The organism is Candidatus Bathycorpusculum sp. (assembly GCF_009778815.1).
In the GTDB taxonomy this organism is placed as follows: Archaea; Thermoproteota; Bathyarchaeia; order Bathyarchaeales; family Bathycorpusculaceae; genus Bathycorpusculum; species Bathycorpusculum hydrogenotrophicum.
In genome coordinates, this window is the sequence record NZ_WRFL01000044.1 from 1 (window position 1) to 21,967 (window position 21,967).

The following is a 21,967-nucleotide window of genomic DNA, read 5'->3' on the forward strand; positions in this document are numbered from 1 at the left end:
AAACCCGCCCTTGGCGACTTTTTCAGACAAACATTTTTTGCAATGCACCATACGAACTAACCTTGTTTGGCGATATATGTACAGCATCACATAAAATTATCTATAAGTGAACACTCTCAAATTATGAATGTAAACTTGAATTGTTTTGCTGTTTATACTGGCAATAATGATGAAAGTTAATTCATAAGCTTCCTCTATTAGATGAAGGTAGGGTTTAAGCGCTGGATCTATTCTTTATATGTAGCTATAAACTCGGGCGCTTCAAAGGCGCTAGGGAGTTAGTTGACGAAAGAACATAAAAGCCGTTGTCGGGGTTAGGCTCTGCAAAATTCCACAATCACTTCAACGTATCTTTGTGTGGTGTGTGGTTAAAATGTGTATTTTGTGGCTCCGCCGCTTTTTTTGTGCTGTTCAAACCTGATGTGTGTCAATATTGGTTTTTTGGCTTGGTGTTGTGTGTTTTATTTTGTATAAAACGTGTTGTTTGGTACATGAAAATCATATTTTGGTGATATTGTTCTGATTGATGCTTGCTTTGAAGCAATCGCATCTGTCTCATCCCCCCAGATGGGTTACGGTTTGGGACTAAGCCTTATAAAGGCTAAACTCGGCTATGGCTGCTGTGAGAGGGGTGGGGATTAAACCAACCTTCCCCTTTCGTTTGGTTCCTCTCCCCTCTCACACTATTTCATTGCCCTTTTCAGAACAAACCGATTAAAAATTTGTATTTATAAAAAGACTCCATATAAACCGAGTTGGAGCGCATATTTTTAGAAAACCTACCACTTATGGATGACTGTGTGGATAAATTTTTCAGTGATTTGGGATTAACTACATAAACCCCAACTGCACAAAATACACTATGTGAAGTATGTTGACTGAAGCAATCGCCCAGTTCGCTTCGTCTAATGAGGCTAAGCGATGGCTGGAAGACAAAACCAATGCTGCCCTAGTTCCTGTGCAAGCGCAAGCCAAAAAGCTACGCGACGAAATGAACCTTGCCCTCCAGATGGTCGCAGACGTAAGCAAACAGCTCTTTGATGTCAGCAACAAAGAAATCGAACGGCATAACATGAAACTCTACAATCGTGCCCGGGCTCTAAACAAACTCAGCCGTCTCTTCATAGAGCGCTTAAAAAAAATTATCCCCCCCGAGCAGATTTCCTATGACACCATGCATGGTTATGTGCAGGAAATTTACAAAGTCTTCTACGTAACCGACATAGACCTAAAGAACTGGTTCCCACGTATCTCGCCGTTCTTTATTATGGACCGCAGAAAATTCTTAGCGGTCTATGAAAAAGCTCGGCAGGTTTTCAACACGCTAAATGAATATGTAACCAAAGAATACGTGAAGACCAAAACACTCGAAGAAGCCATCCTCAAGATAGATGAGCTTCAGAGTATAGAAAAGCAGCTTCTCACACTCCAAGAAGACCGTGACAAAATCCGAGACGAACGGGTGCCTCTGGAACAGGAAATCTCAGATATCGAACAGAAAATCTCCAATCTCAAAAGCAGTGGTCCAATCGATAAACTAAACTTGATAAATATAGAAATAGAGAACCTGACCAACGAACTGCGAAATGACTTGCGCCATCTCCAAAAACCATTCATCAAGATGCAGGCAATGGCTACTTCAGGCGGCGGAGGCGGCATAACTCCTGGTGAACTCACCAAAATCAACCAGTACCTAGATACACCCTTTGATGCACTGGTACAAGAACCGCAGGGTTATCCTATGCTCAAAGAAATCCTCGAAAAACTCGCGGGTATGGTAACTAAGGATACTCTTAAGCTTAAACCCGATAAAGCCCGTAAGGCTGAACAGTCAGTCAATGAATTTTTATACAAAAACGCCTTGGATAATCTACAGATACGTTGCAAAGAGATGGCAACAAAGCGTGATTATTTGTTGGCATCATCGGATCTAGATGAAATCAACCGCAACCTCGCCCAATACCAAGAACAACTAAATCAGTTTAGAGCACGTAAAACAAGCGTAGAAACCCATGAAGTTGTCAAAGCTAACTCATATCAAGACACAATGGATAAACTCAGCGGATTAAAACGTGCAATCGAAAAAAATGTATACGCGGCACTGGATAAAAAAATTCAAATTGCATAACCTTAGTTGACGATACTGCGATAGAAGATCAACACTCTTCTAATTCCTATCCACTGCTTGGTTTGGTGCTGGTTAGTTGCAACGGTCAATTAGGCCTCTGAATAATTTGAATTTTTGATAGTGTCAACTTTTGATATATAGCGCTCAAAATAAACTGTCTTGGAGTACTTGTCAATTAGTCATCCTTATATCATAATGTTTTGCTTATACCCTCAGAAGGCACAATTATGGTCTGCTCAATTGACATATCTGAGAAACCCAAGCTAAATAATCCTATCCTCATTGAAGGTTTACCTGGCATCGGTTTTGTTGCCAACATTGCTGCTTTGCACCTTATAAATGAGCATAAAGCAGTTAAGTTTGCTCAGATATTTTCTTCATCTTTTCAAGATTTTGCTATCACCACTCCTGATGGTGGTACGCGTTCGCCGATAAATGAGCTCTACTATGCTAAATGCGGCGGCGATACTGGGCCTGATCTTATTATTTGGTATGGGAATACTCAGGCACTTACTACGATTGGTCAGTATGAGCTTGTTGGAAAAGTGCTCGATATATGTGCAGAGTTAGGTTGTAAGTTTGTGGTTTCTATTGGGGGCTTTAAAAAAGATGAAGCTCATCCTGTACCTCAAATTTATAGCACTGCTACGGATTTGGAGACTATGCAGGCTACCCTGGATTTAGGCACTAAAGTCATGGTGGGTCATGTGTTTGGTATTGCTGGTCTCTCGATTGGGCTGGCAAGAATTCGTGATTTTAAGGGGTTTTCGCTTTTGGTGGATACGCCTGGAATGGATCCTGATGTGAATGCGGCTCGCTACGCTCTGATAACTTTGAACAAATACCTTGGTTTGACGATTGATTTATCCGAGATAGATGCGAGTGGTGCGAAAATTAAAGAAATGTTGGAATCTTTTGGGATAATTCGGAGCATGACAGAAGAAAAGAAAAAGGAAGAGCAGCAACTACGTTGGTTTATTTAGGCTTTAGCTTCGCTTATGAATTGCGTGTAAACTTTTTGCACGCGTTCCGCAGCGGGACCTGCGCCTTCCACAACGCCTTTTTCGGTTAATTTCACTTTATCCATGACCCAGATAAAACCTTGGTCTTCATAGAGTTTAACCATGGTTGGGAAAACTTTTTCAAGCCTGCCGGAGAGCGATTTGAGGTCAAAGGGTTTCTCTGTACTGGCTATAGACATCACGTTTGCGCCGTTTAGGACCAATCGATTGAGGGATTTACCTGATTCATCTTTTGCATCTGCAAGTGTAAGGCTTAGACTGTCGGGATTTATGCCGACTAGGGTTCCGCTGAAGGTTTTCCCGGTTGTGGTGACAACTGCGACGGTTTTATCTGCTAACGCTGCCACTTCGGTGAAGTATTTTCTTTGCGCTACAGACAATTTATTTTTCTCCTTAAATGTTACATGAGATTGCGTCCAAGTATTTATCTTTGATTTATTCGCCCGTCCAAATTTAACCCAAATAGTAAAAGTTGTACTATGCCCGCCCCTCTTTTTTGGACAGCTGTTTGCTGCTCTAAACTTGTCTGTTGCGGCTAAATTCGCCTTCGATGCTTATGTGGCGTAAGTATTTGTTCCACAGATAAGATGTTGCATAACCTGCCACTGCTCCTGTTGCGGGACCCATAAACAGTACCATTGCTGTTAGTGCTCTGCTTGGTTGCACAAAGAGGCTGACAAAGGCGATTTGTTGGAGGTTGAAGGACTGCGGTAGGAGAGCAAAGGCGGCGTAGCTTGAAACAGCAATCATAAGCGTGCTAAATGCCATGGCCGCAATGAGGCGGTTTTGATTGACGCCGTTGCGTGAGCCTTTAATTCTAAATATAACTATGAACAGATCTACAAAGACTCCAAACAGAAAGCTAAAGAAGAACGTAAAGGGGCCAAGTGAGGCGCCGCTGAGTAATGCTGTGAGTAACCCGCCTACTGCACCAGCGTACATGGCGCCTGTTTTCTTTACAAAAAGGGCACTTAGAGCCAAGAATACTGCTTGGACAACCATCATAAGATAATTAAACGGTGGCGGCAAAAAGATGTTTGCGACAAAAATAATGGTGCCAAATAAAGCGATGATGAACAGACGTTGTAGCCTTTGCATTCTTTGTGCCCCCGAGGTAGTATGACATTGTGATTCCGTTTAAAAAACTAGTATGTTGGATTTACCAAATCTTCCGGTTAGCTAAGCCCTATAAGCGCTGACTAAGAGTTTGTGATTGTTTGTTTGTGGTGTTGGTTGTTTTGTTAGTTGTTTGGGGTGGCTTTAACGGGAAATTATAAATCCTTACTCGCGAATTATCAAAAGCATTATAAATAATTGACGCATAAATGTATATTAGGGTAAGGGAATGAGCACTCACGCAGAAGATCTCAAATTACGATTAATGACCATTGAACTCCTTCGTACCGCTAAATACAAGCGAAATATCACCTATCGCGAGTTAGCTACCAAAACCGGTTTACCTGTTACGGTGCTGAGCCGCTATGCCAAGGGACATGTTTTGCCAAATACCCCCCGCGCCAAACAACTCTGGCGTGTACTTACCAAACTGGTTGGGTTAGAGGCTGAGCTTCGCAGTAGAATCAAATTTGATAGCCTTGGCTACTTTGATAACACCGAAATTGTTGGTGATTACAATATTCTCCAGCAAGCTGCTAATCATGCGCTTGCAAATTTTGCTGGTAAGCGTGTCACAAAAATCTTAACTGCGGCCACCGATGGCATACCCCTAGCAACAATGGTTGCCAACGCCCTGGGTGTCAATTTAATTGTAGCAAAACGCAACAAAGAAGTCGGCGTAAAAGTATTTCTTGAAGAAACCTACATATTGGGACGTGACAGCGGAGTAACGGTCACCCTCTACATACCAAAAGAATCCATCAAAAAACGTGACAGCGTACTTGTAGTGGATGATATGATCAAGAGCGGAGAAACCCAAGAGGCACTGGTTAACTTGGTTAAAAAATCCAAGGCCGAAGTCTCAGGCATATTCTCCCTTATAGCTGTGGGTGAAGAATGGAAAAAGCGCCTCAAAAGCGGCGAAGACTCACCGGTGGAAGTTGTTACCCACCTCAAATCCCCATTTGACAGCTCCTAAGGGGCTTCATTTTTAAGGTCACAGAAACGTTTAACCATCAACATACACCTACGTTTACGTTCACCGAGGAACCCCTATGCGTATGATTAAATGGCAAAACGGTACCGTACTTACTCCGGATCAAACTCAGTTACCCCTCCAAGAAGTCACCTTAGAAATCAAAACCGTTGAGCAGATGGCTGAGGCCATCAAAACTCTTCGCATCCGAGGCGCTCCCCTATTGGGTGCCGCCGCAGGCTTTGGCTTGGCCCTCGCCGCATACAATTCCCAAGCAAAAACTCCTACCCAGCTAATAACTGAGCTTGAAGAGGCCGGTATGGTAATTAAACAGCAAAGACCCACAGCTGTGAACCTGTTTTGGGGTGTGGATCGAGTGCTCAACAAAGTCAAATCAACCCCAGGAACCCTCGAAGAACTTAAAGCCGCCACTATCTTAGAAGCCCAACTTATCGCTGATGAAGACGCCGCCCAAAACCGTGCAATCGGTAAAAACGGTTCAGTACTCATAGATGATGGCGACACAATTCTCACACACTGCAATGCCGGTGAACTTGCAACCGTTGAATACGGCACCGCATTGGGCGTTATTCGAGCCGCATGGGAGGCAGGCAAAAAAATCAAAGTCATCGCTGATGAAACCCGTCCTCTGCTCCAAGGCGCACGCCTCACCGTCTATGAACTCAAACGCGACGGCATCCCTGTCACCCTAATCACCGACAACATGGCCGCCCACATCATGAAAAAAGGCCTAGTCAACAAAGTTATCGTAGGTGCAGATCGCATCGTACAAGACGCAGTTTTCAACAAAATCGGAACCTATGGCGTTGCAGTGCTTGCACACGAACACAACATACCCTTCTATGTAGCTGCCCCTAAATCAACCTTTGACCTCACCTCCAAAGCAGACGATATAACTATCGAAGAACGCAACCCAAATGAAGTCACCCACGTAGGTTGCCAACAAACAGCCCCCAACAACATAGACGTCTACAACCCCGCATTTGATGCCACACCCCTCAAATATGTCTCAGCTATAATCTGTGAAACCCAAATCTACTACCCCCAAGACTACCAAACATTTAGAACCAAAAAACCTGACCCGTAGGTATCTCTATGAGTGAACCCAAAAAATCACCCCCCGCCGAATTCAAAACAAACGGCATCCTAACCCAAAAAGGAGTTACAGTAACTGAACAAAGTAGCATTGACCAGCTAACCAGCCGCGGCTACGGCACCCTAGAAGGCAAAATTTTTACATTAGCCTTCTTTGAAGCTCTCTATCTCCAAGACAAAGGTCTACTTGAAACCAAAGACCAAACCGGCACCGTTATCGATTTTCAAACCCTTCTGCACTGTTGCAAGGCTCAAGACGAAAACGTCTGGGTTAACTACCTCATCTACCGGGATCTGCGAAGCCGAGGTTATGTGGTACGTGAAGGATTTGGCGGTATAGATTTCCGTATCTACGACCGAGGAACCTACGGCAAAGATACTGCCCCTTACTTGATTTTGGGTATGCAAGAAGGTCAACCCCTTCCCATCAATCTGCTGGCGGATGCATTACAAAAAACCCAGAGCCAAAAAAAAGAGTTGATTTTAGCAGTCATGAACCGACGGGGCGAAATCGTTTACTATACCGTGGGTGAAATGCACACCCCCGTATAGCTAAACACTAAGCTGTTTGCTGTCAAGTAATTCCTGTATAGTTAACATCTGTATATCCAGTCCTCCACGTCTAGCTCGGACTTTGCCCCGTATGGCATCATCACTAAAGCCAAATGCTACAATGACTCCGCTTCGAGCTTTGCTTCTTGCTATTGAAGCCGCAAAAAGATCAATGGCGTTCATGCCCACGATGTCTGATTGCTTGATGGAGAGCGGATAACCTGACGAAGTATAGCCATCAATGCCGCCCGATGTATCCATCGCTGAAGCTGATCTGCCTGATAAGCGTTTGAGCACCCAAGCATTGAATTCACCTGAAGGTAGGCGTCGTAGTTTTTTTTCGTTTGGACCGCGTTTTCTAACGAACATAAATCCCAAAAAACCCGCAACAAAAAACACAACTGCACCTGTAGCGATTTCGATTAAAATCCAATTGCTCACTTGATTGTTATTAGGTGTAGGGGTTGGACGGCGTGTGCTTGAAGCGGTAGGCTGCGGCTTTTCGGTGGGTTCGGGTGTGTTTGTGGGTTTTTCGGTGGGTTCGGGTGTGTTTGTGGGTTTTTCGGTGGGTTCGGGGGTTTGCGTGGGTTCCTCGGTTGGTTCGGGTTCCTCGGTAGGTGTTGGCTCAGACGAATCTTGAGCTTGTACCATTAGAGGTATGATTAAGATAAAAAGAACAAAAACAATTAAACCTGCCAAAAACTTAGTTTTCATTTTATTCACTACTCAACTGTCAGCTGTGCTCAATAATCTATCGAGCGCTTCTAACACTATGTATTATACAGTATTGCCTTAAAAAACTTTGGAAACCGCTCATATTATAGTCTCTTTTCTACAGGTTTAGAAACCACCCCAACAAGCAAGCAACAAGTTGAAAAATTTTTAAACTCTCCCACATTATTCTCTATCATGTTCTGGCATGCCATTGTTGCCACTTTACGTTCGAGACGGTTTTGGGTTTGGCAACTCGGCGGAGCCATTATTTATCTCATCCCTGTTCTGACTCGGCTCATAAGCGGTAGCGTGGTCCTCCCAGTGCTGGGTCTTTTTGAAACGCCTTGGATAGGCCACTGGGTTCCAGGCAATCTAGTCGAAAAAATTTTAGTCAATGCCTTTTTCCCAGGCGCCGCAGGTGCAATTGCCGGCGAAATTTTTCTTAGAAACCTCAAAGGACCACCCCAAAACACCAAAGAAAAACATCTCTGGCGCTTAGCAGGCGCTCTGCTATGGGTAACGGTGTGGACCCTTTTCCAATGGTGGGGAAACCTTCAAAACATCATAGGTTCCTATGGCGGTAACCTCTTTGAATATCCTTTTGTGTACCCGCTAAACTTTGTTTTAGCTTCCCTCTCAATTTTTACCCCTGACATCGTTGAATATGTTGGAACAAAACTCAGAGCCGTTTTCCTTGATAGCTAAGTAACCTGTAACTTTAATATTTTCTAAGCGCTATTTTTTGGTATGTCATCTTTCCATGTTCGCCGAAAAGACCGAGAAATCACTAACCCCGATGAAATGCGTCAAGTCCTCAAAACAACAAACTACATCACCATTGCCCTAGCCCTTAACAACGAACCCTACCTTGTGTCACTGAGCCATGGTTACGATGAAGCTAAAAACTGTCTCTATTTCCACTGTGCTCCCGAAGGCAAAAAATTGGTATATGCCCAAGCTAACCCCTTGGTTTGGGGTCAAGCGTTGCTTGATTATGGCGTCACTGATGACTGTGATTATGCCTACACATCTGTTCATTTCAGCGGTAACCTCTTTCTTATCACTGATTTGGCCGAAAAATGGCATGCCCTGCAAACCATTGTATATCAAAGCTCCCAAACCCCTAAAGAAAAATTGGCCAAGGTCAAACCTGAAAAACTCCTTAAACTCGTCATAGGCAGAATAGATCTCACCTCCATGTCGGGCAAAAAATACTTGATGCCGCCAGACTTAACCCTGCGTTAGGTGATCTAAAAATTTAAGTATCATGTGATACTAAGTATCATGTGATACTAAGTATCAGGTGATACTACGTCTCTGTTTGATACACCCCCAAAACACGACCCCAAACTCCTCTTTTCCAGAGAAAAAGAACTTGCCGACTTGGTAAAATACATACAAGAAAAACGCTGGACCATACTCATCGGTCCCCGAAGAGTAGGCAAAACCTCCTTAGCTAAATGTGCCATCAAACAAGCCGGCTATCCATCAATAATCCTTGACGCCCGAGAAAACGCCAATTTTGCTGATAACCTACTCCAAGCCCTAACCCATAACTCAAACTTCCAAATCACCGGCAACATAACTGTCCCAAACATGCCCTTTATTTCTCTAGGCGCCAGCTATTCCAAACAAGCACTTAAAAAAAACCTCGACAACCTGCTAAACGGAAGAAAAAAAACCGTCCTCCTGCTAGATGAAGCCCAATGGTTTAGTGACCAACGCACCCTGCTTATGATGCTGGCCCACCTCTACGACTACCACTACGAAACAGTAACCCCTATAATTACCGGCTCAGCAGTAGGCGTTTTAAAATCCATACTTGAACCCAACAACAAATCCCCCCTATTTGGACGACCAACAATGCAAATAGACGTCAAAAAATGGCATCCATCTGTTAGCATGAATTTTCTCAAAAAAGGCCTCGAACAAAACAACCTCTCCCTAGACACCGACCTGCTGGTCAAAACCGTTGAGCTCCTAGACGGACTTCCAGGATGGCTAACCATGTTTGGTTACTACTACACAGCCAACCCCTCCAACTATACTGACGCAGTAAACAAAACCTTAGGTGAAGCCCTAAAAATCGTTAGTGACGAAACCAATAGCATCGGCAAACTCGCCCGCGGCTGGCAAATGCATCTAAAACTTTTAACCGCACTCTCATCAGGAAGCAAAAGCTTCACTGAACTCCTCTCTACAGCTGGACAATCAACAAATTCCGCACTCTCAAAACACCTAGATATGCTCCAAAGACTAAATTATATCGAAAAAAGACCCCAAGATGGCCGCTACGAAATAACCGACCCAATAATGACCGAACTACTAAAAAGAAAACCATTCAACCAACAAACCTAACAACCAACCAAACAAAACGTTTGATGAATGACTGGTTCTCTAAGTCTCCATTTTTATGGTGTTTACCTGATAAATGTAGAGCCCATCTTCTGAATAAACCCGAGTCAACCAATCAACCCTATCAAATCTCTCTGCACAGCCAGCATAGTTTCGTTGCTCATCTCTGCCAACATAAACATAATCCACGCTATACTCCCGCACAGCCGCCGCAAGCTGACTCTCCGACCCCGTGTAGGCCTCATCAATCATCTTTTCCCGAGCCTGAACCTCACTTAGTGGTTCCCCATGCCCATAGGGCCAATAAACATACGATGAAACCCTCAAACGCCCCGCAATTATAGACGGAGGACACTGAATACTATAATGCGTCAGAAAAACAGAGTTCTCTGGAGTATTATCTCTAACCCACATACCTAATTGATACTCACTCCAACTCACCGCAGTAAACTCGGTGTTAACATTGTAGATTATAACACTTGCTGAAGTAATGATTGAGAGCAAAACCAACACCAAAACAACAACTCGAGAACCCTTAAACCGTAATTTCGATAACACAATACCACTCAATACAACAATAGGAATCCAAGCAAACATGAAAAACTTGTACATATCCCAAACCCACGGCGTCAGAAGCAATATGTTTGGAATTAAAAATAGCGCAAGCAGTGTCAACTTGAGATACTCATGACCCGGCTTGATAAATGAAACAAGCGCCAAAATAAAGGGTATGCCCAAATTAAGAAAATAATAAATCAACGGATTATGCGCAAAATCCACAATAAACGCCGCACTAAAACTAACAGATATGGCTGGACCCCCCGCAAAAATAAAGGGCAAAGCAAAAACACTGGGCACCAAAAAATACAACCACCCAAAGTTAAGTTTGCGCATATTTAAAATAACTGCCGCCGCAAACGCCATATAACAACAGAAAAACGCCACATTATGAAACGAAAACACCAAACCCGTAAGAATACCCGCAAGCAAAAGCCGGTTTTGGTTGCTCATATCTCTAAGCAAAGCCAAAACCAACGCAAAAACCGGCAACCCCATAAGCAAGGGTCTTTGCTGAAGCAAATTATCAAATATCGAGGGCAACCCAAACAGATCCCCAAACTGATAGATGTAATTCTGATACGGATTAAAAGTACCACTAAATAGAGCTGAAAAGAGCCCCACATAACTCAACCCCCAGCCAAAAACCCCCAAAACCACCGCGATAATTGCGGCTCGTCTGCTATAAAACCGAGCCAAAGCATAAACTGCTACCGCAAAAATACCAATAAACACCGCATTTAATACCGGCAAAAGCGTCGGCAGAAAACCATACGTTTTCTCAACAATGGCTGTGTGGAAATCCACAAAATAATGGTAAGTTAACGGGGTGCCGATATAGTTGGGGGTTTGCGGAGGAAAATTACCCTGATTGAGACTTTCAATGATTTCATAGTGAAAAGGGGTATCTTGCCAATTTGAGCCAGTCATAACTATACCATAGTCGTTGCCCCTCCAAACACTAAAACAGAGAACCGCAAGCGAAATCAAAAAAACCGCTCCAAAGAGTAGCAGTGTTCCCTTCTTTATCTGAGCCAACTTTGGAAGACTTTTAGGTTTAAGTGGTTCTCCTTTTTTGTAAACTAATGCAGTATAGATGCTGGTTAAAATCAGAAAACATACAAGAATTGTCCAATGCGAATAACCCAGGGCCAGTGAAAGATAATAAATCATCCCTACTGATACAAGCACACTAAAAATTGGTACAAACGCCCAGATTTCATAGGATTTTAAGTCAAAGAAACGATAGCCAATTAAACCGGGCACAAGAAAAGTAAAAACTAACGCCGCAAAAACCGCAAAATAACTTGGAACCACCAAAGTAACCGACAGAAGTAAAAACACTATCGAGAGCCAATACTTCTCTAAAACAGCTGCTCCAGTGGTGTTAACCCTAACCTTAACAACCTCCCTTTCAATTAGATATCTCTCAACATATAAAAGTGCAACGTGAAATTTTTGTCACCGTATGCATGAACGCAAATTTTTTATGTATACTTCTTTCTTTTAGGATTTTAGTCTCTACATCTGCTCCGTTAGTTGTGGGAAGAAACGATGTAACCTTGCATAAAATCGCTAACTTGATTAATTCCAAAAATTTTTATAATTTAAAATCGCTTTACCAAAAAAGCCCTTGCATAATCGTCGCATAAATTATTTATCTTCATATGTTTGACGTTGTAGTGATTTTTTCGATGCTTGCGATAATAATTAGGTGTAACTTTGATGTTTTAATCATCTGTATGGTGTTGAATTGTATATTTTTCATTTGATTAGTTATTGTAATTGTGTTATGTATTCATGAAAAATTTGAAAGAGCAGAATTAAATAAATTTGCCTATAGTTCGCAAGGTAATTTTTAAATTGTGTTGCTGTAAGCGTAATAATCCGCTGTAGAAATTAGTTTTTTATTTTTACAATGGCCTGATGGCCTGAAGGGCTTTAGCAGGGAGGAAACTCGCACGTTATATGTCATCATAGATCTGGGTAACTTTGAGTTGTTGATAGTTCAGTATCCAATCCCTGTCATCAACTGCATGGCAAAACTAACACAGAAAAATTTCTCATTTATCGCCAAAACTTTTCCTACCCCTGAATGGGGCAATTCCTTTTTTTCTCACAGGAGTGATTATCATGTATCGTATTAGTAAACATACTCTCTTATGTTGTGTACTTGTTTATCTTACTGTTGTATCTCTGTCTCTTCTGTATTTAACTAGGGTAAATCTGTTTGGATGGCATTGGGCATACTGGGTGTTTATGATTTATGGTTTGGTTGTTACGCCGCTTGTGCTTTTTAGTTACGTAGTTGCGTTTTTGTATAAACCCGTACCTGACAGTGGTTATCGACCTAGCGTAAGTGTTATTGTTCCTGTGTACAATGAAGGGGATGCTATATGCAATACTATAGATTCGATCCTTAGCTCTGATTATCCCAAAGATAAGTTTGAACTGGTTGTTGTTGACGATAAAAGCAAAGACAACTCCTTAGAGGTAATTAACAAAAAGCGTATTGAACATAACTTTAATTTCAAAGTGATTTCTCTTGATAAAAATAGTGGCAAACGTTATGCAATGGCAGAAGGGTTCAAGCAATGTACTGGTGAAATTTTTGTTTTTATAGACAGTGATACAATCGTTAAGCCCGATACCATAAAAATGCTAGTACAGCCCTTCAATGATCCAAAAGTCTACGCAGTCGCTGGTAACGGTGTTGTTGTTAATGAATCTGAAAAAAATGTTAATGCTCTGCTGGTGCGGTTCCAAAAACTGTGGTATGCTGAATCCTTTAGAATTCGTAAAGGTGCTGAGAGCGTATTTGATATGGTTACCTGTTGCTCAGGTGTATTGGCAGCTTATCGCAAAGATCAAGTCAAACTCGTCGTTAATGAGTGGGTGAACGACAACTTTTTTGGGTGCTCCTTTGAGTCAAGTGACGATCGTCAAATGACAAATTTGATGTTGCGTCTTGGGGGCAAATCAGTTTTCCAATCCACTGCTTTGGCTTACACGATTGCGCCCCAAAACTTTAAGAAATTTCTAACACAGCAGGTGCGTTGGGGTCGAGGTTATTTCCGTGGTGAGGTGTTTGCCGCAAAATTCTTCTATAAACGAAATTTCTTGCAGAAAACTATTTTCTACTTAAGCTCGTTTGTAACGTTTGTTGCACCCTTTTCAATTATGCTATTTGTGGCAGGTTTACTTTTGACAGGTAATTTCCCAGCGCTCCTTATCTACCTCACAGATCTTACGTTGGTTTCGGTGTTCATTGCCCTTGCCACCAAATTATTGGTGCCCTATTACTCGTTTACAGATATCCTCTATCGTCTTGTTTTCTTTTTGGGGCCCTCTTTTATTTCCTTTGCTTACCTATACGGCTGGTTTACCCTTTGGAAAGGCGGTATTTGGGGGACACGTTAACCATGTCAGGCAACACCGGCTCTATAGACAAAAAACTCTTGTTGTTTGTTATGTTGATTAGCCTACTTACCGTGGCGTTGTTGACATATGAACCCCTGCAATCATCACCTGCCAACTTGCAAACGTTTAGCTATGAGACCTATCTCTACCAACCCAATGTGCCCCAAAACGAACAACGAGTAGTCTGCATCGTTTTTGATGATGGATGGCTAAACCAATATACCAATGCACTTCCCATACTTGATGAGTATGGTTTCAAAGCGGCATTTAGCATAATCACCGCATACCCCGATAAAGTGCCCGAATACATGAGCTGGAAGCAAATCCAAACATTGCACAATCAAGGTCATGTAATTGGAAGCCACACTGTAGACCATTTTACCCTAGATACCCTAGATGCAACATCAATTGAATATCAGTTGTCCAAAAGCAAACAAGATCTCTTAGAACATGGCATCAACACACCTCTGTTTGTCTACCCTGAAGGGAAAGGTGCCGGCGACTCAAACATAGAAAATTTAGTACAACAATACTATTGCATAGCACGCAGTATAGATCATGCCCCCCTCAATATGAGCCAATCTCTCAATCCCTATACGTTACCAGCTTATAGCATAGAAAAGTCCACTACTATGGATCTGTTTACACGTTACGTGAATCAAGCCAACGGCTCTACTATAGTTATTCTCTACTACCACCATATAAGTGATAGTTCAGCCGATACTTCAGTCATAACAGAGGACTTCGTTGCCCAGATGCAATATCTCTATGACAACAACTTTACCACCCAAACTCTAAACCAACTCTTTACCTCTGTTGTTGTTAACGAAAACATTTGACTCAAATATTAAATATCGCTTATTATGTGTAACAATGCCTCAGCATTTCCAAGTTCATACTCACAAAAACAAACACTTTGCAAAACAGCATATAGCTTTTTATATTCTCAATACTGCTGGAAAAATCCTGGGATCCAACCTATGTACCTGTGCCTGCTTTCTACCCTCTGATGGCCTCTAATAACCAAGCTATTTTTTTAACATCAAAGGTACGTTGCTAATGAAGTGCCGTGTTTGCGCCATTGTCACCACCCCACACCCTTGCTTATTTTTGATTTTCACTATGTCTTTGTTGGGGGGGCTGTCTGGAAACTATTTGTTTGCCCCTTTCATGTGTTAAGTGAGTAGTTAATTGTGCTGTTGTCCTCAGTCAAAATGGTTTAGTTCCTGCAAGTTGGGGCTTTAAGTCGAGAAAGGTTAATTAGTTAAATAGTTGTGTATTGTTGCGGCGCTCGAGCCATCTGCTTAAGATTGCTTGCCCAGGTAGTATAGTTCGGTCTAGTATATGCGGCTGTCGCCCGCAGGACCCGGGTCCGAATCCCGGCCTGGGCGCCATCTTTCTGTTTTCGGTGTTTTATATTATTTTATGTATGGCAACGACTGGGGTTTGTGGTTGTTTTTTAAGTTTTTATCTCCCATTTATCGGTAACTTTATGTGGAATACGTCTCTAATCTAGTTGTTTACTATTCTTTTTGCACGGGGGCGCATCGTGGTAATAACAGCCCCTTATTGTTGGAGGTATAATTGTTGAATCAGAGACAAGTTTTTTCTGCTGCACCATTTTTTGATGAAGAAAGTATAGTTGGTATTGTAGCTGAAATTAAATCTGTTTTAAAAAGTGGTATGCTGACAGATGGGTTGCATGTGAAGAGTTTTGAAAATCAATTTGCCCAATACATCCAATCTAGATATGCTGTGGCGGTAAATTCGGGGACAGCGGCTCTTGAGATTATGCTTAGATTTTTTGGTATTGAAGGCAAAGAGGTTATTATTCCAACTAATACTTTTGTTGCAACTCCTACTTCAGTGTTATTTTGTGGTGGTGTACCTGTTTTTGCGGATATAAACGCCACAACTCTGTGTATTGATCCTGAGGATGTGAAAAGAAGGATTACGCCTAAAACCGTTGGCGTTATAGCTGTTCATATTGCAGGGTTAATATGTCCCGAAATCAATGAATTAAGAGAATTGTGCCATAGCAACGGTTTATTTTTAATCGAGGATGCGGCTCATGCTCATGGTGCAGTTATTGATACAAAAAAAGCGGGTAATCTCTGTGATGGCGGCGCGTTTTCGTTTTATCCTACTAAAGTAATGACAACTGGTCAAGGTGGAATGATCACATCTAACAATTCCGAGTTGGCTGTTGTTGCCCAAAAAATGCGTGATCATGGTCTCAACTCTGATCGGATTATGGTTATGCTTGGTGATAATTGGTGTATGAGCGAAATAACTGCAATCATTGGCAAATATCAGTTGGCAAACTTGGATAGGTTTGTAGAGAAACGCAATGAAATCGCCAAACGCTACAATCACGCTTTAGCAAAAAATCCATATGTATCACTATTTCAGACACCCGTCAACATATGTCACAGCTACTATAAATATTCCCTAAAACTCAACGGTATAGACAAGGGCAAAGTCGCTTTGGCCCTAAAAAAAGACTTTGGAATCGACACCGGCAGTATATACTATCCTCCCTGCCATCTTCATCCTTGGTATATGGCAAATTTTAACACCTGTGAAGGCAATTTGCCTGTTTCAGAAACGGTGCTCAAAGACGTTCTATGTTTGCCTATTCATTTGGGTATAACAGTTGAAACCATTGATTATGTAGTTGATTCGTTGAATACTTGTATATCGAGAGTATCAGATGGAAAGTAGCGACAAACATCTAAGCAAAAGCGGTAAATGTTCTTGGATTTCTATTTGTGGTTCCGAACTAGATCGATTTAAATTTGGTAAAAATCATTGTAATCTACTATATCTCAAAGTTTTCAAACTGTTCATTGATGGAATCTGTTGAATCAGTTTTCTTGATGGAAATTCCAGATTCTTGGTAAACTATGTTATTAAGGTGTAAAATATGTCTCAAGAACTTATTCGATCTTCTCGTCCCTTCTTTCCCAAAGAAGACATCAACGCGATCCTCTCAGATCTAGGACTAGTCTTAGAAGAAGGTAAACTAAGAAACGGTAAAAACCTAAAAACCTTTGAAAAAATTGTATCGGACTATTTGGGAATTAAATATGCGTTATCTCTGGATTCCGATTCAAGTGCATTGGAAACGGTGCTACAATACTATAAAATAAAAGATCGTGAAGTGATCGTGTCAACCAACAGCTTCATATCGATTCCAAATAGCGTACTCTACGCTGGCGGCCAAGTTGTCTTTGCTGATATAAAAAAAGAAACTCTATCGATGAATCCTGTCGATCTTTACAAAAAAATAACTGCCAAAACCTGCGGAGTTATCCTCACACATATCGCCGGGTTTCCCCACCCAGAACTAAACAAAATACAAGAATTCTGCCAGAATAATCATCTCTTTTTAATAGAAGACGCCACCCACGCAATGGGTGCTGCAATAGCAGATCAGAAAATCGGCACATTTGGCGACGCCGCAATATTTGCTTTTACCCCAACAAAAGTTGCTACAACCGGCGAAGGGGGTATGCTTGTAACAAACGATTCTCAATTAGCCGATTATGCACGCCTATACAGTTACTATGGTTCAGGTCCTGAAAAAACTCAGTTTGTAAATCTTGGACGTCACATGCTGTTGCCAGAAATAGCGGCTATATTGGGTATCTATCAGATGAGACGCATCGAAGAATTCATAGCAAAAAGAAATCAAATTGCCGCCATCTACAATGAAGCCTTTGACCAAATAAACGGTCTTGACACGGTTAAAGTCAAAAAAGACAACCGATGTAGCTATTATAAATATCCTCTAATTCTCAACTCAAAATTTAACAAAGCCGAAATTCAAAAAAAACTCCTCAACAACAGAGTAGAAACCGGAACAATCTTTTATCCACCTTGTCACATGCAAACTATTTACGCCTCAGAAACAAAGAACAGATCTCTTCTAAACGCAGAAGACGTTTTGACAAGAACTATAACATTACCCATGCACACAGCACTAACCGATCAAGATATTTCTCAAGTGGTCACAAGCGTAAAGAAAGCTATAGACTGCTGATTCGCTCTACTTTTTTCTCTCTTATTTGAACCCAATGTCATCAGGCTGAGTATGGTTGTGAGCAGTTTTACATGGCTAAACATCAACTTCCTAACCGTTTACGTTACTACGGTAAACTTGCCCATCTTAAATCAAAAAATTATCACAAACAACTATTCCTGTCAAGATTGTTGTTGGCGGTTTCTTAAAATGATTTTTTTGATTGTCCATGAGTCTAATGTGTCATCTGTTTCGATGCTAACCCGTCAGTGTGTTGTAACCTGCTTTATAATAGTGCTCTAAGAGTGGTGGGCTGTTTTCGCTACGACTTGGCCTCTATTTTAGTTTTGGGGCGAAATTATTTGTGCCCAGTTTCTTTGGTGGTTGTGTTTTTGCGGTGTTTTGGGGTTTGGGTGTTGCGGTTTTGGTTGTGGTTCTTGTGGAGGTGATGGCAGTTTATGCGTTTAAATTCAGTTTGCTGGTGTGGTGTTTTGTGTCTGTTTTTTATTGTTGTTTTTTATGGGCGGATGGTTAGTTTGTGTTGTTGCTAGATTACAGGAGGGTTCCATGTGTTCTCATTTTTGTTGGTGGTGTTGAAAATGTTGGTGTTTGTGGGTCGGGAGCAAATTATTTGCTGGGTTTTTTTGTGTGATGAGACCAGACATGAGACGTGAGTACCAAATCAGTATTGTTTTTTATAGTTAATGCAGATTTACTGCATTATATTGATATTTGAAATAAGCCTGCAAACGCTTATTAGCATCTCTACCCCTGAAACTTGTGGAGAAAAAATCTACATGAAACGATGCTACAAAAAAAGTTTGATATCTTTACTAGTGCTGTCACTCTTTGTTAGCTACATGGCAATTTTGCCACAAACACAAAGTGCGCCAGCAGATGTAACTTCTCCTCAGATGTTTGAACTATGGGGAAGCGAGTTAACCGTAACAAAAACCGTGAACGGCCAACCCTTCGCAAATTGGCTCGAAAGCTTCAATGGCGATGTTAATGAGCTGATTGCCGGTATGACCTTTGAAGTCTATGACGTAACTGTTTATGGTGGCTCAAGCATTGCAGTTGGAACAATTGATCCTGTCACAGGGATAATCACATTTGACCCTGCAGTTACTGAAGCAGGCACCTACGACATAGTTGAAAAATTCACTACCGCAACCGCTCAAAACACCTTTGAACAAGAAGTCTCAATTTGTGTTCATTTCGTTGGCGACTTTACTAATGCTGCAAATGACTTTGACGAGGATGCCCTATACATCATTGTCAATGGCTATGATGGTGGCGTTGCTGGTCCTGACAGTCGATTTATCAAAAATTTGCAATATGGACAAAACGGTGACTATCTCGATGCTAATGGCAACATTTTCTACATCGGAGTTAAAAATGACGACACCGGCGTAGTTTATACGTCTTTCTGTGCTCATGCTGGCTCTGAAAGGTTTGCAGGCGATAATGGCCTTGATTGTTCAGGTTATATGGTTGGTGTACCTGCTGATGAAATTGGTGACATCACCGAGTTTCTTGCAGCTTTCAACTACATCGAAGACAACTATAATGTTGATGCCGCAACTAAAAGAGTTATAACTCAAACAGTCATATGGGTATTACTTGGCGCAATTGATGTTGATTCAGAACTATTTGCTGACGCGAATCTAACTGATGTCGAACGTGCGGCTGTTTTAGACGTACTCACAGCAGTTGAAGACGGTTATACTGGTGAAGGCAGAATAGTTAAACTTGTTTACATGATATGCGAAAAACACGGTACTACTGAAGAAGGGCTGTCAAAATGTCAGCCTCAGCTTGTCCCATTGTATGCCGACCCCACAATTCCAGTAATTGACAATACCTATATTCCTGCTAGTGGCTTTAGCTTAATAAAAACTATTAACGGCCTCGAATTTACCATGTGGCTTAAAGGTTATTCTGGCAATGTTGATGAACTTCTTGCAGACATAAGCTTTAACCTTTACAAGGTAGATGCCGATGGCGCAGACTATATCGGTAATCCAGTAGTCGCTATTGGTACTCTTTATGCGAACGGTTCTATAATCTTTGATAACCTTCCTAAAGAAACCGGTTGGTATGCAGTAGTTGAGGTGCTTTCAGGCAAAGCCGCCAAGATCTTTGAAGACGTTACTTCACCACTATACATCTATATATATGAAAACGGCGTTACAAGTGCTGACTCTGTCCCACCCATGGGAACTATATTCCGCCTTGAATCTAGTATTGTCTCTAATAGTGGTGTAACTTATTATAGCGGTGCCAACAAAGTCCCCTCAACTATACTTGACATCTGGAATCTAGAAAATGCTGATACTAATGTCATAATAGGTGACGCATATTGCGCAGATATGACCATATTCTCTCATGGAAATACGTACTATGTACAAGGTGACTTCCTTTCTCGTTATAGCAACGCAGTGCAAGATCGTATTGTATTTGCGTTGAATTACATTGACGCAGAGTACAACTTAGCTACTGATGAAGGACGAGTTTTGGCTCAACTGGTAATATCTACCATTATTAATGACGGTATATTTGCTGGCTTACCTAACGGTAACTACTTTGATTCTATTGAATTCAGCAGTGCTTTCAGTGCCACATATCCCAACATTAATTGGCAACTCATAGTTGACATAAGCAACGGAGCTGTTTCTAGCAATGTTGACAACGACAGAGAAATCTTTGGGTTCCTATGGCTAGTAGGTTATGAGCAACCTGCAAATGCCGCACAGCCTTTGATTGTCCCACTGTTTAAGGCAGAACCCCCTCCATTTGATAACGAAGCAAAGCCTGGTGTATTTGCAATTCTCAAGATGTATGAAGAATACAATTCTGGGAAACGCGAATGCGAATACCTTCCTGCTGACGGCACACATGTTTTCACATTTAACGCTTATACTGTGGTACTTGATGCAACCGGTAACAAAATTAAAGGTGATCTGATCCTTGCAAACGTACAAACAAACGCTGATGGTCTTGCAATCTTTAGAGATAATGCTATCATAGTTGGCGACGAATACTGGATTGAAGAGGCTCTCCCTAGCGGAGGATACCCTGGCTTGCGTCTCAGTGACAAAAATGCAGAGGGCTACCTTATTGTAACTGCAGTTGATGAAGACGAATTCTCACGTATGATAATCTTTGATACATTCTATAACGATCTAGTACCCACCGGCAGACTTGAAATCACCAAGAAAGCAAACGACTATATTATGTACAAAGGCGTTAACGGATTAACTGTTGAGCTCACAGATATTACTGATGGCGCTAAATGGACATTTGACATCATTAAAGGCAATCAAGTATACTCTGGTCCATGGACTATTACTTACAATGGAAACAACCAGTTTACTGTAACTTTCTCTATGGCGATGCTACCCCACAGTGCAACTTTGACAATTACAGACGCCAACGATGTTAGCCAAGTATTTACATTTAACGAAAATGAGGTTCCATTTACATTCACAACAACAGTGGATCTTACACAGGCAGTAACTGTCTCATTAGATGCTGACTACTTCTTAAGCTATGAAAACATTGACGGTCTTTTTGCTGGCGCTACATTCGATGTTGTTATAACTGGTCCAAGTTACCCCAACGGTGAAACCATTAAGGTTGTAATAAATGGTCCTACAGTACTACTTGACGGCCTTAAACCTGGTGTATACACAGTTGAGGAAATTAACAACGATGGCTGGTCAGTTTCATATGTTGTAAACGGTGCATCTGTTGCTATAGTTGATCCTAACAATGGCGTTACAGTGGAAGTTCTAAACGTAACCGAAGAAAACCCCACACTAACTTCAACAGTGAAAATAACAAACACATACATCGTTGAAGTTCCACCAACTGATGACGATGATGAGACTGTTGTTCCACCAACTGATGACGATGATGAGACTGTTGTTCCACCAACTGATGACGATGATGAGACTGTTGTTCCACCAACTGATGACGATGAT

General features: G+C 41.7%; 17 protein-coding genes and 1 tRNA gene. 14 read left to right on the forward strand and 4 right to left on the reverse strand.

Annotated elements, in window-relative coordinates:
* The first annotated feature begins 871 nt into the window (after nt 1–871).
* Together FWF39_RS08660 and FWF39_RS08665 are read left to right on the forward strand one after the other, a co-directional pair.
* On the forward strand, nt 872–2,128 hold the full coding sequence (locus tag FWF39_RS08660) for a hypothetical protein (RefSeq protein ID WP_343383041.1): 1,257 nt from the start codon (nt 872–874) through the stop codon (nt 2,126–2,128).
* Nucleotides 2,129–2,355: 227 nt separating this feature from the next.
* A complete protein-coding gene (locus tag FWF39_RS08665) occupies nt 2,356–3,111 on the forward strand; it encodes a PAC2 family protein (RefSeq protein WP_343383042.1) in 756 nt (251 codons plus the stop codon).
* On the opposite strand, the gene FWF39_RS08670 is transcribed toward FWF39_RS08665, so the two are convergent.
* Nucleotides 3,108–3,530 (reverse strand): Lsm family RNA-binding protein, encoded by a 423-nt coding sequence (locus FWF39_RS08670; protein ID WP_343383043.1) that lies wholly within the window; start codon nt 3,528–3,530, stop codon nt 3,108–3,110. The two genes, FWF39_RS08665 and FWF39_RS08670, sit on opposite strands and share 4 nt — an antisense overlap.
* Nucleotides 3,531–3,666: 136 nt before the next feature.
* Complete coding sequence (locus FWF39_RS08675) at nt 3,667–4,248, reverse strand: hypothetical protein (protein ID WP_343383044.1); 582 nt, start codon at nt 4,246–4,248, stop codon at nt 3,667–3,669.
* Nucleotides 4,249–4,495: 247 nt separating this feature from the next.
* On the opposite strand from FWF39_RS08675, the gene FWF39_RS08680 reads away from it, so the two are divergent.
* From FWF39_RS08680 to endA, 3 genes are all read left to right on the forward strand, one after another.
* Nucleotides 4,496–5,245 carry a phosphoribosyltransferase family protein gene (locus FWF39_RS08680; RefSeq protein WP_343383045.1) on the forward strand — a complete coding sequence of 250 codons (750 nt, stop codon included), beginning with the start codon at nt 4,496–4,498 and terminating at the stop codon, nt 5,243–5,245.
* 82 nt (nt 5,246–5,327) lie between these two features.
* Complete coding sequence (gene mtnA / locus FWF39_RS08685; protein ID WP_343383046.1) at nt 5,328–6,350, forward strand: S-methyl-5-thioribose-1-phosphate isomerase; 1,023 nt, start codon at nt 5,328–5,330, stop codon at nt 6,348–6,350.
* 8 nt (nt 6,351–6,358) lie between these two features.
* A complete protein-coding gene (gene endA, locus FWF39_RS08690) occupies nt 6,359–6,910 on the forward strand; it encodes a tRNA-intron lyase (RefSeq protein ID WP_343383047.1) in 552 nt (183 codons plus the stop codon).
* Here endA and FWF39_RS08695 read toward each other — a convergent pair whose 3' ends face one another.
* Nucleotides 6,911–7,624 carry a PT domain-containing protein gene (locus tag FWF39_RS08695; RefSeq protein ID WP_343383048.1) on the reverse strand — a complete coding sequence of 238 codons (714 nt, stop codon included), beginning with the start codon at nt 7,622–7,624 and terminating at the stop codon, nt 6,911–6,913.
* 195 nt (nt 7,625–7,819) lie between these two features.
* Between FWF39_RS08695 and FWF39_RS08700 the strand changes: the two genes are divergently transcribed.
* The 3 genes from FWF39_RS08700 (at nt 7,820) to FWF39_RS08710 (ending at nt 9,982) form a co-directional block, all read left to right on the forward strand.
* Complete coding sequence (locus tag FWF39_RS08700; RefSeq protein ID WP_343383049.1) at nt 7,820–8,329, forward strand: hypothetical protein; 510 nt, start codon at nt 7,820–7,822, stop codon at nt 8,327–8,329.
* A gap of 42 nt (nt 8,330–8,371) precedes the next feature.
* Complete coding sequence (locus FWF39_RS08705) at nt 8,372–8,869, forward strand: pyridoxamine 5'-phosphate oxidase family protein (protein ID WP_343383050.1); 498 nt, start codon at nt 8,372–8,374, stop codon at nt 8,867–8,869.
* A 72-nt stretch (nt 8,870–8,941) separates the two neighbouring features.
* Nucleotides 8,942–9,982 carry an ATP-binding protein gene (locus tag FWF39_RS08710; protein ID WP_343383057.1) on the forward strand — a complete coding sequence of 347 codons (1,041 nt, stop codon included), beginning with the start codon at nt 8,942–8,944 and terminating at the stop codon, nt 9,980–9,982.
* Between the two features lie 39 nt (nt 9,983–10,021).
* Here FWF39_RS08710 and FWF39_RS08715 read toward each other — a convergent pair whose 3' ends face one another.
* Nucleotides 10,022–11,854, reverse strand: coding sequence for a hypothetical protein (locus tag FWF39_RS08715; RefSeq protein WP_343383051.1), 1,833 nt, complete (start codon nt 11,852–11,854; stop codon nt 10,022–10,024).
* 942 nt (nt 11,855–12,796) lie between these two features.
* Here FWF39_RS08715 and FWF39_RS08720 point away from each other — a divergent pair.
* The 6 genes from FWF39_RS08720 to FWF39_RS08745 all read left to right on the forward strand — a co-directional run.
* Entirely contained in the window at nt 12,797–13,957 is a 1,161-nt protein-coding gene (locus tag FWF39_RS08720) for a glycosyltransferase (protein WP_343383052.1), read from the forward strand.
* 50 nt (nt 13,958–14,007) lie between these two features.
* Nucleotides 14,008–14,796, forward strand: coding sequence for a polysaccharide deacetylase family protein (locus tag FWF39_RS08725; RefSeq protein ID WP_343383053.1), 789 nt, complete (start codon nt 14,008–14,010; stop codon nt 14,794–14,796).
* A gap of 477 nt (nt 14,797–15,273) precedes the next feature.
* Nucleotides 15,274–15,351: transfer RNA gene (locus FWF39_RS08730), tRNA-Asp, on the forward strand.
* Between the two features lie 193 nt (nt 15,352–15,544).
* Nucleotides 15,545–16,681, forward strand: a complete 1,137-nt coding sequence (locus tag FWF39_RS08735) for a DegT/DnrJ/EryC1/StrS family aminotransferase (protein ID WP_343383054.1) — start codon at nt 15,545–15,547, stop codon at nt 16,679–16,681.
* Nucleotides 16,682–16,883: 202 nt separating this feature from the next.
* The gene (locus FWF39_RS08740; protein ID WP_343383055.1) at nt 16,884–18,002 is read left to right on the forward strand and encodes a DegT/DnrJ/EryC1/StrS family aminotransferase; all 1,119 of its coding nucleotides are present in this window, start codon (nt 16,884–16,886) and stop codon (nt 18,000–18,002) included.
* Nucleotides 18,003–18,706: 704 nt separating this feature from the next.
* Nucleotides 18,707–21,967: hypothetical protein (locus FWF39_RS08745; protein WP_343383056.1), on the forward strand; the 3,261-nt coding region annotated here is incomplete at its 3' end.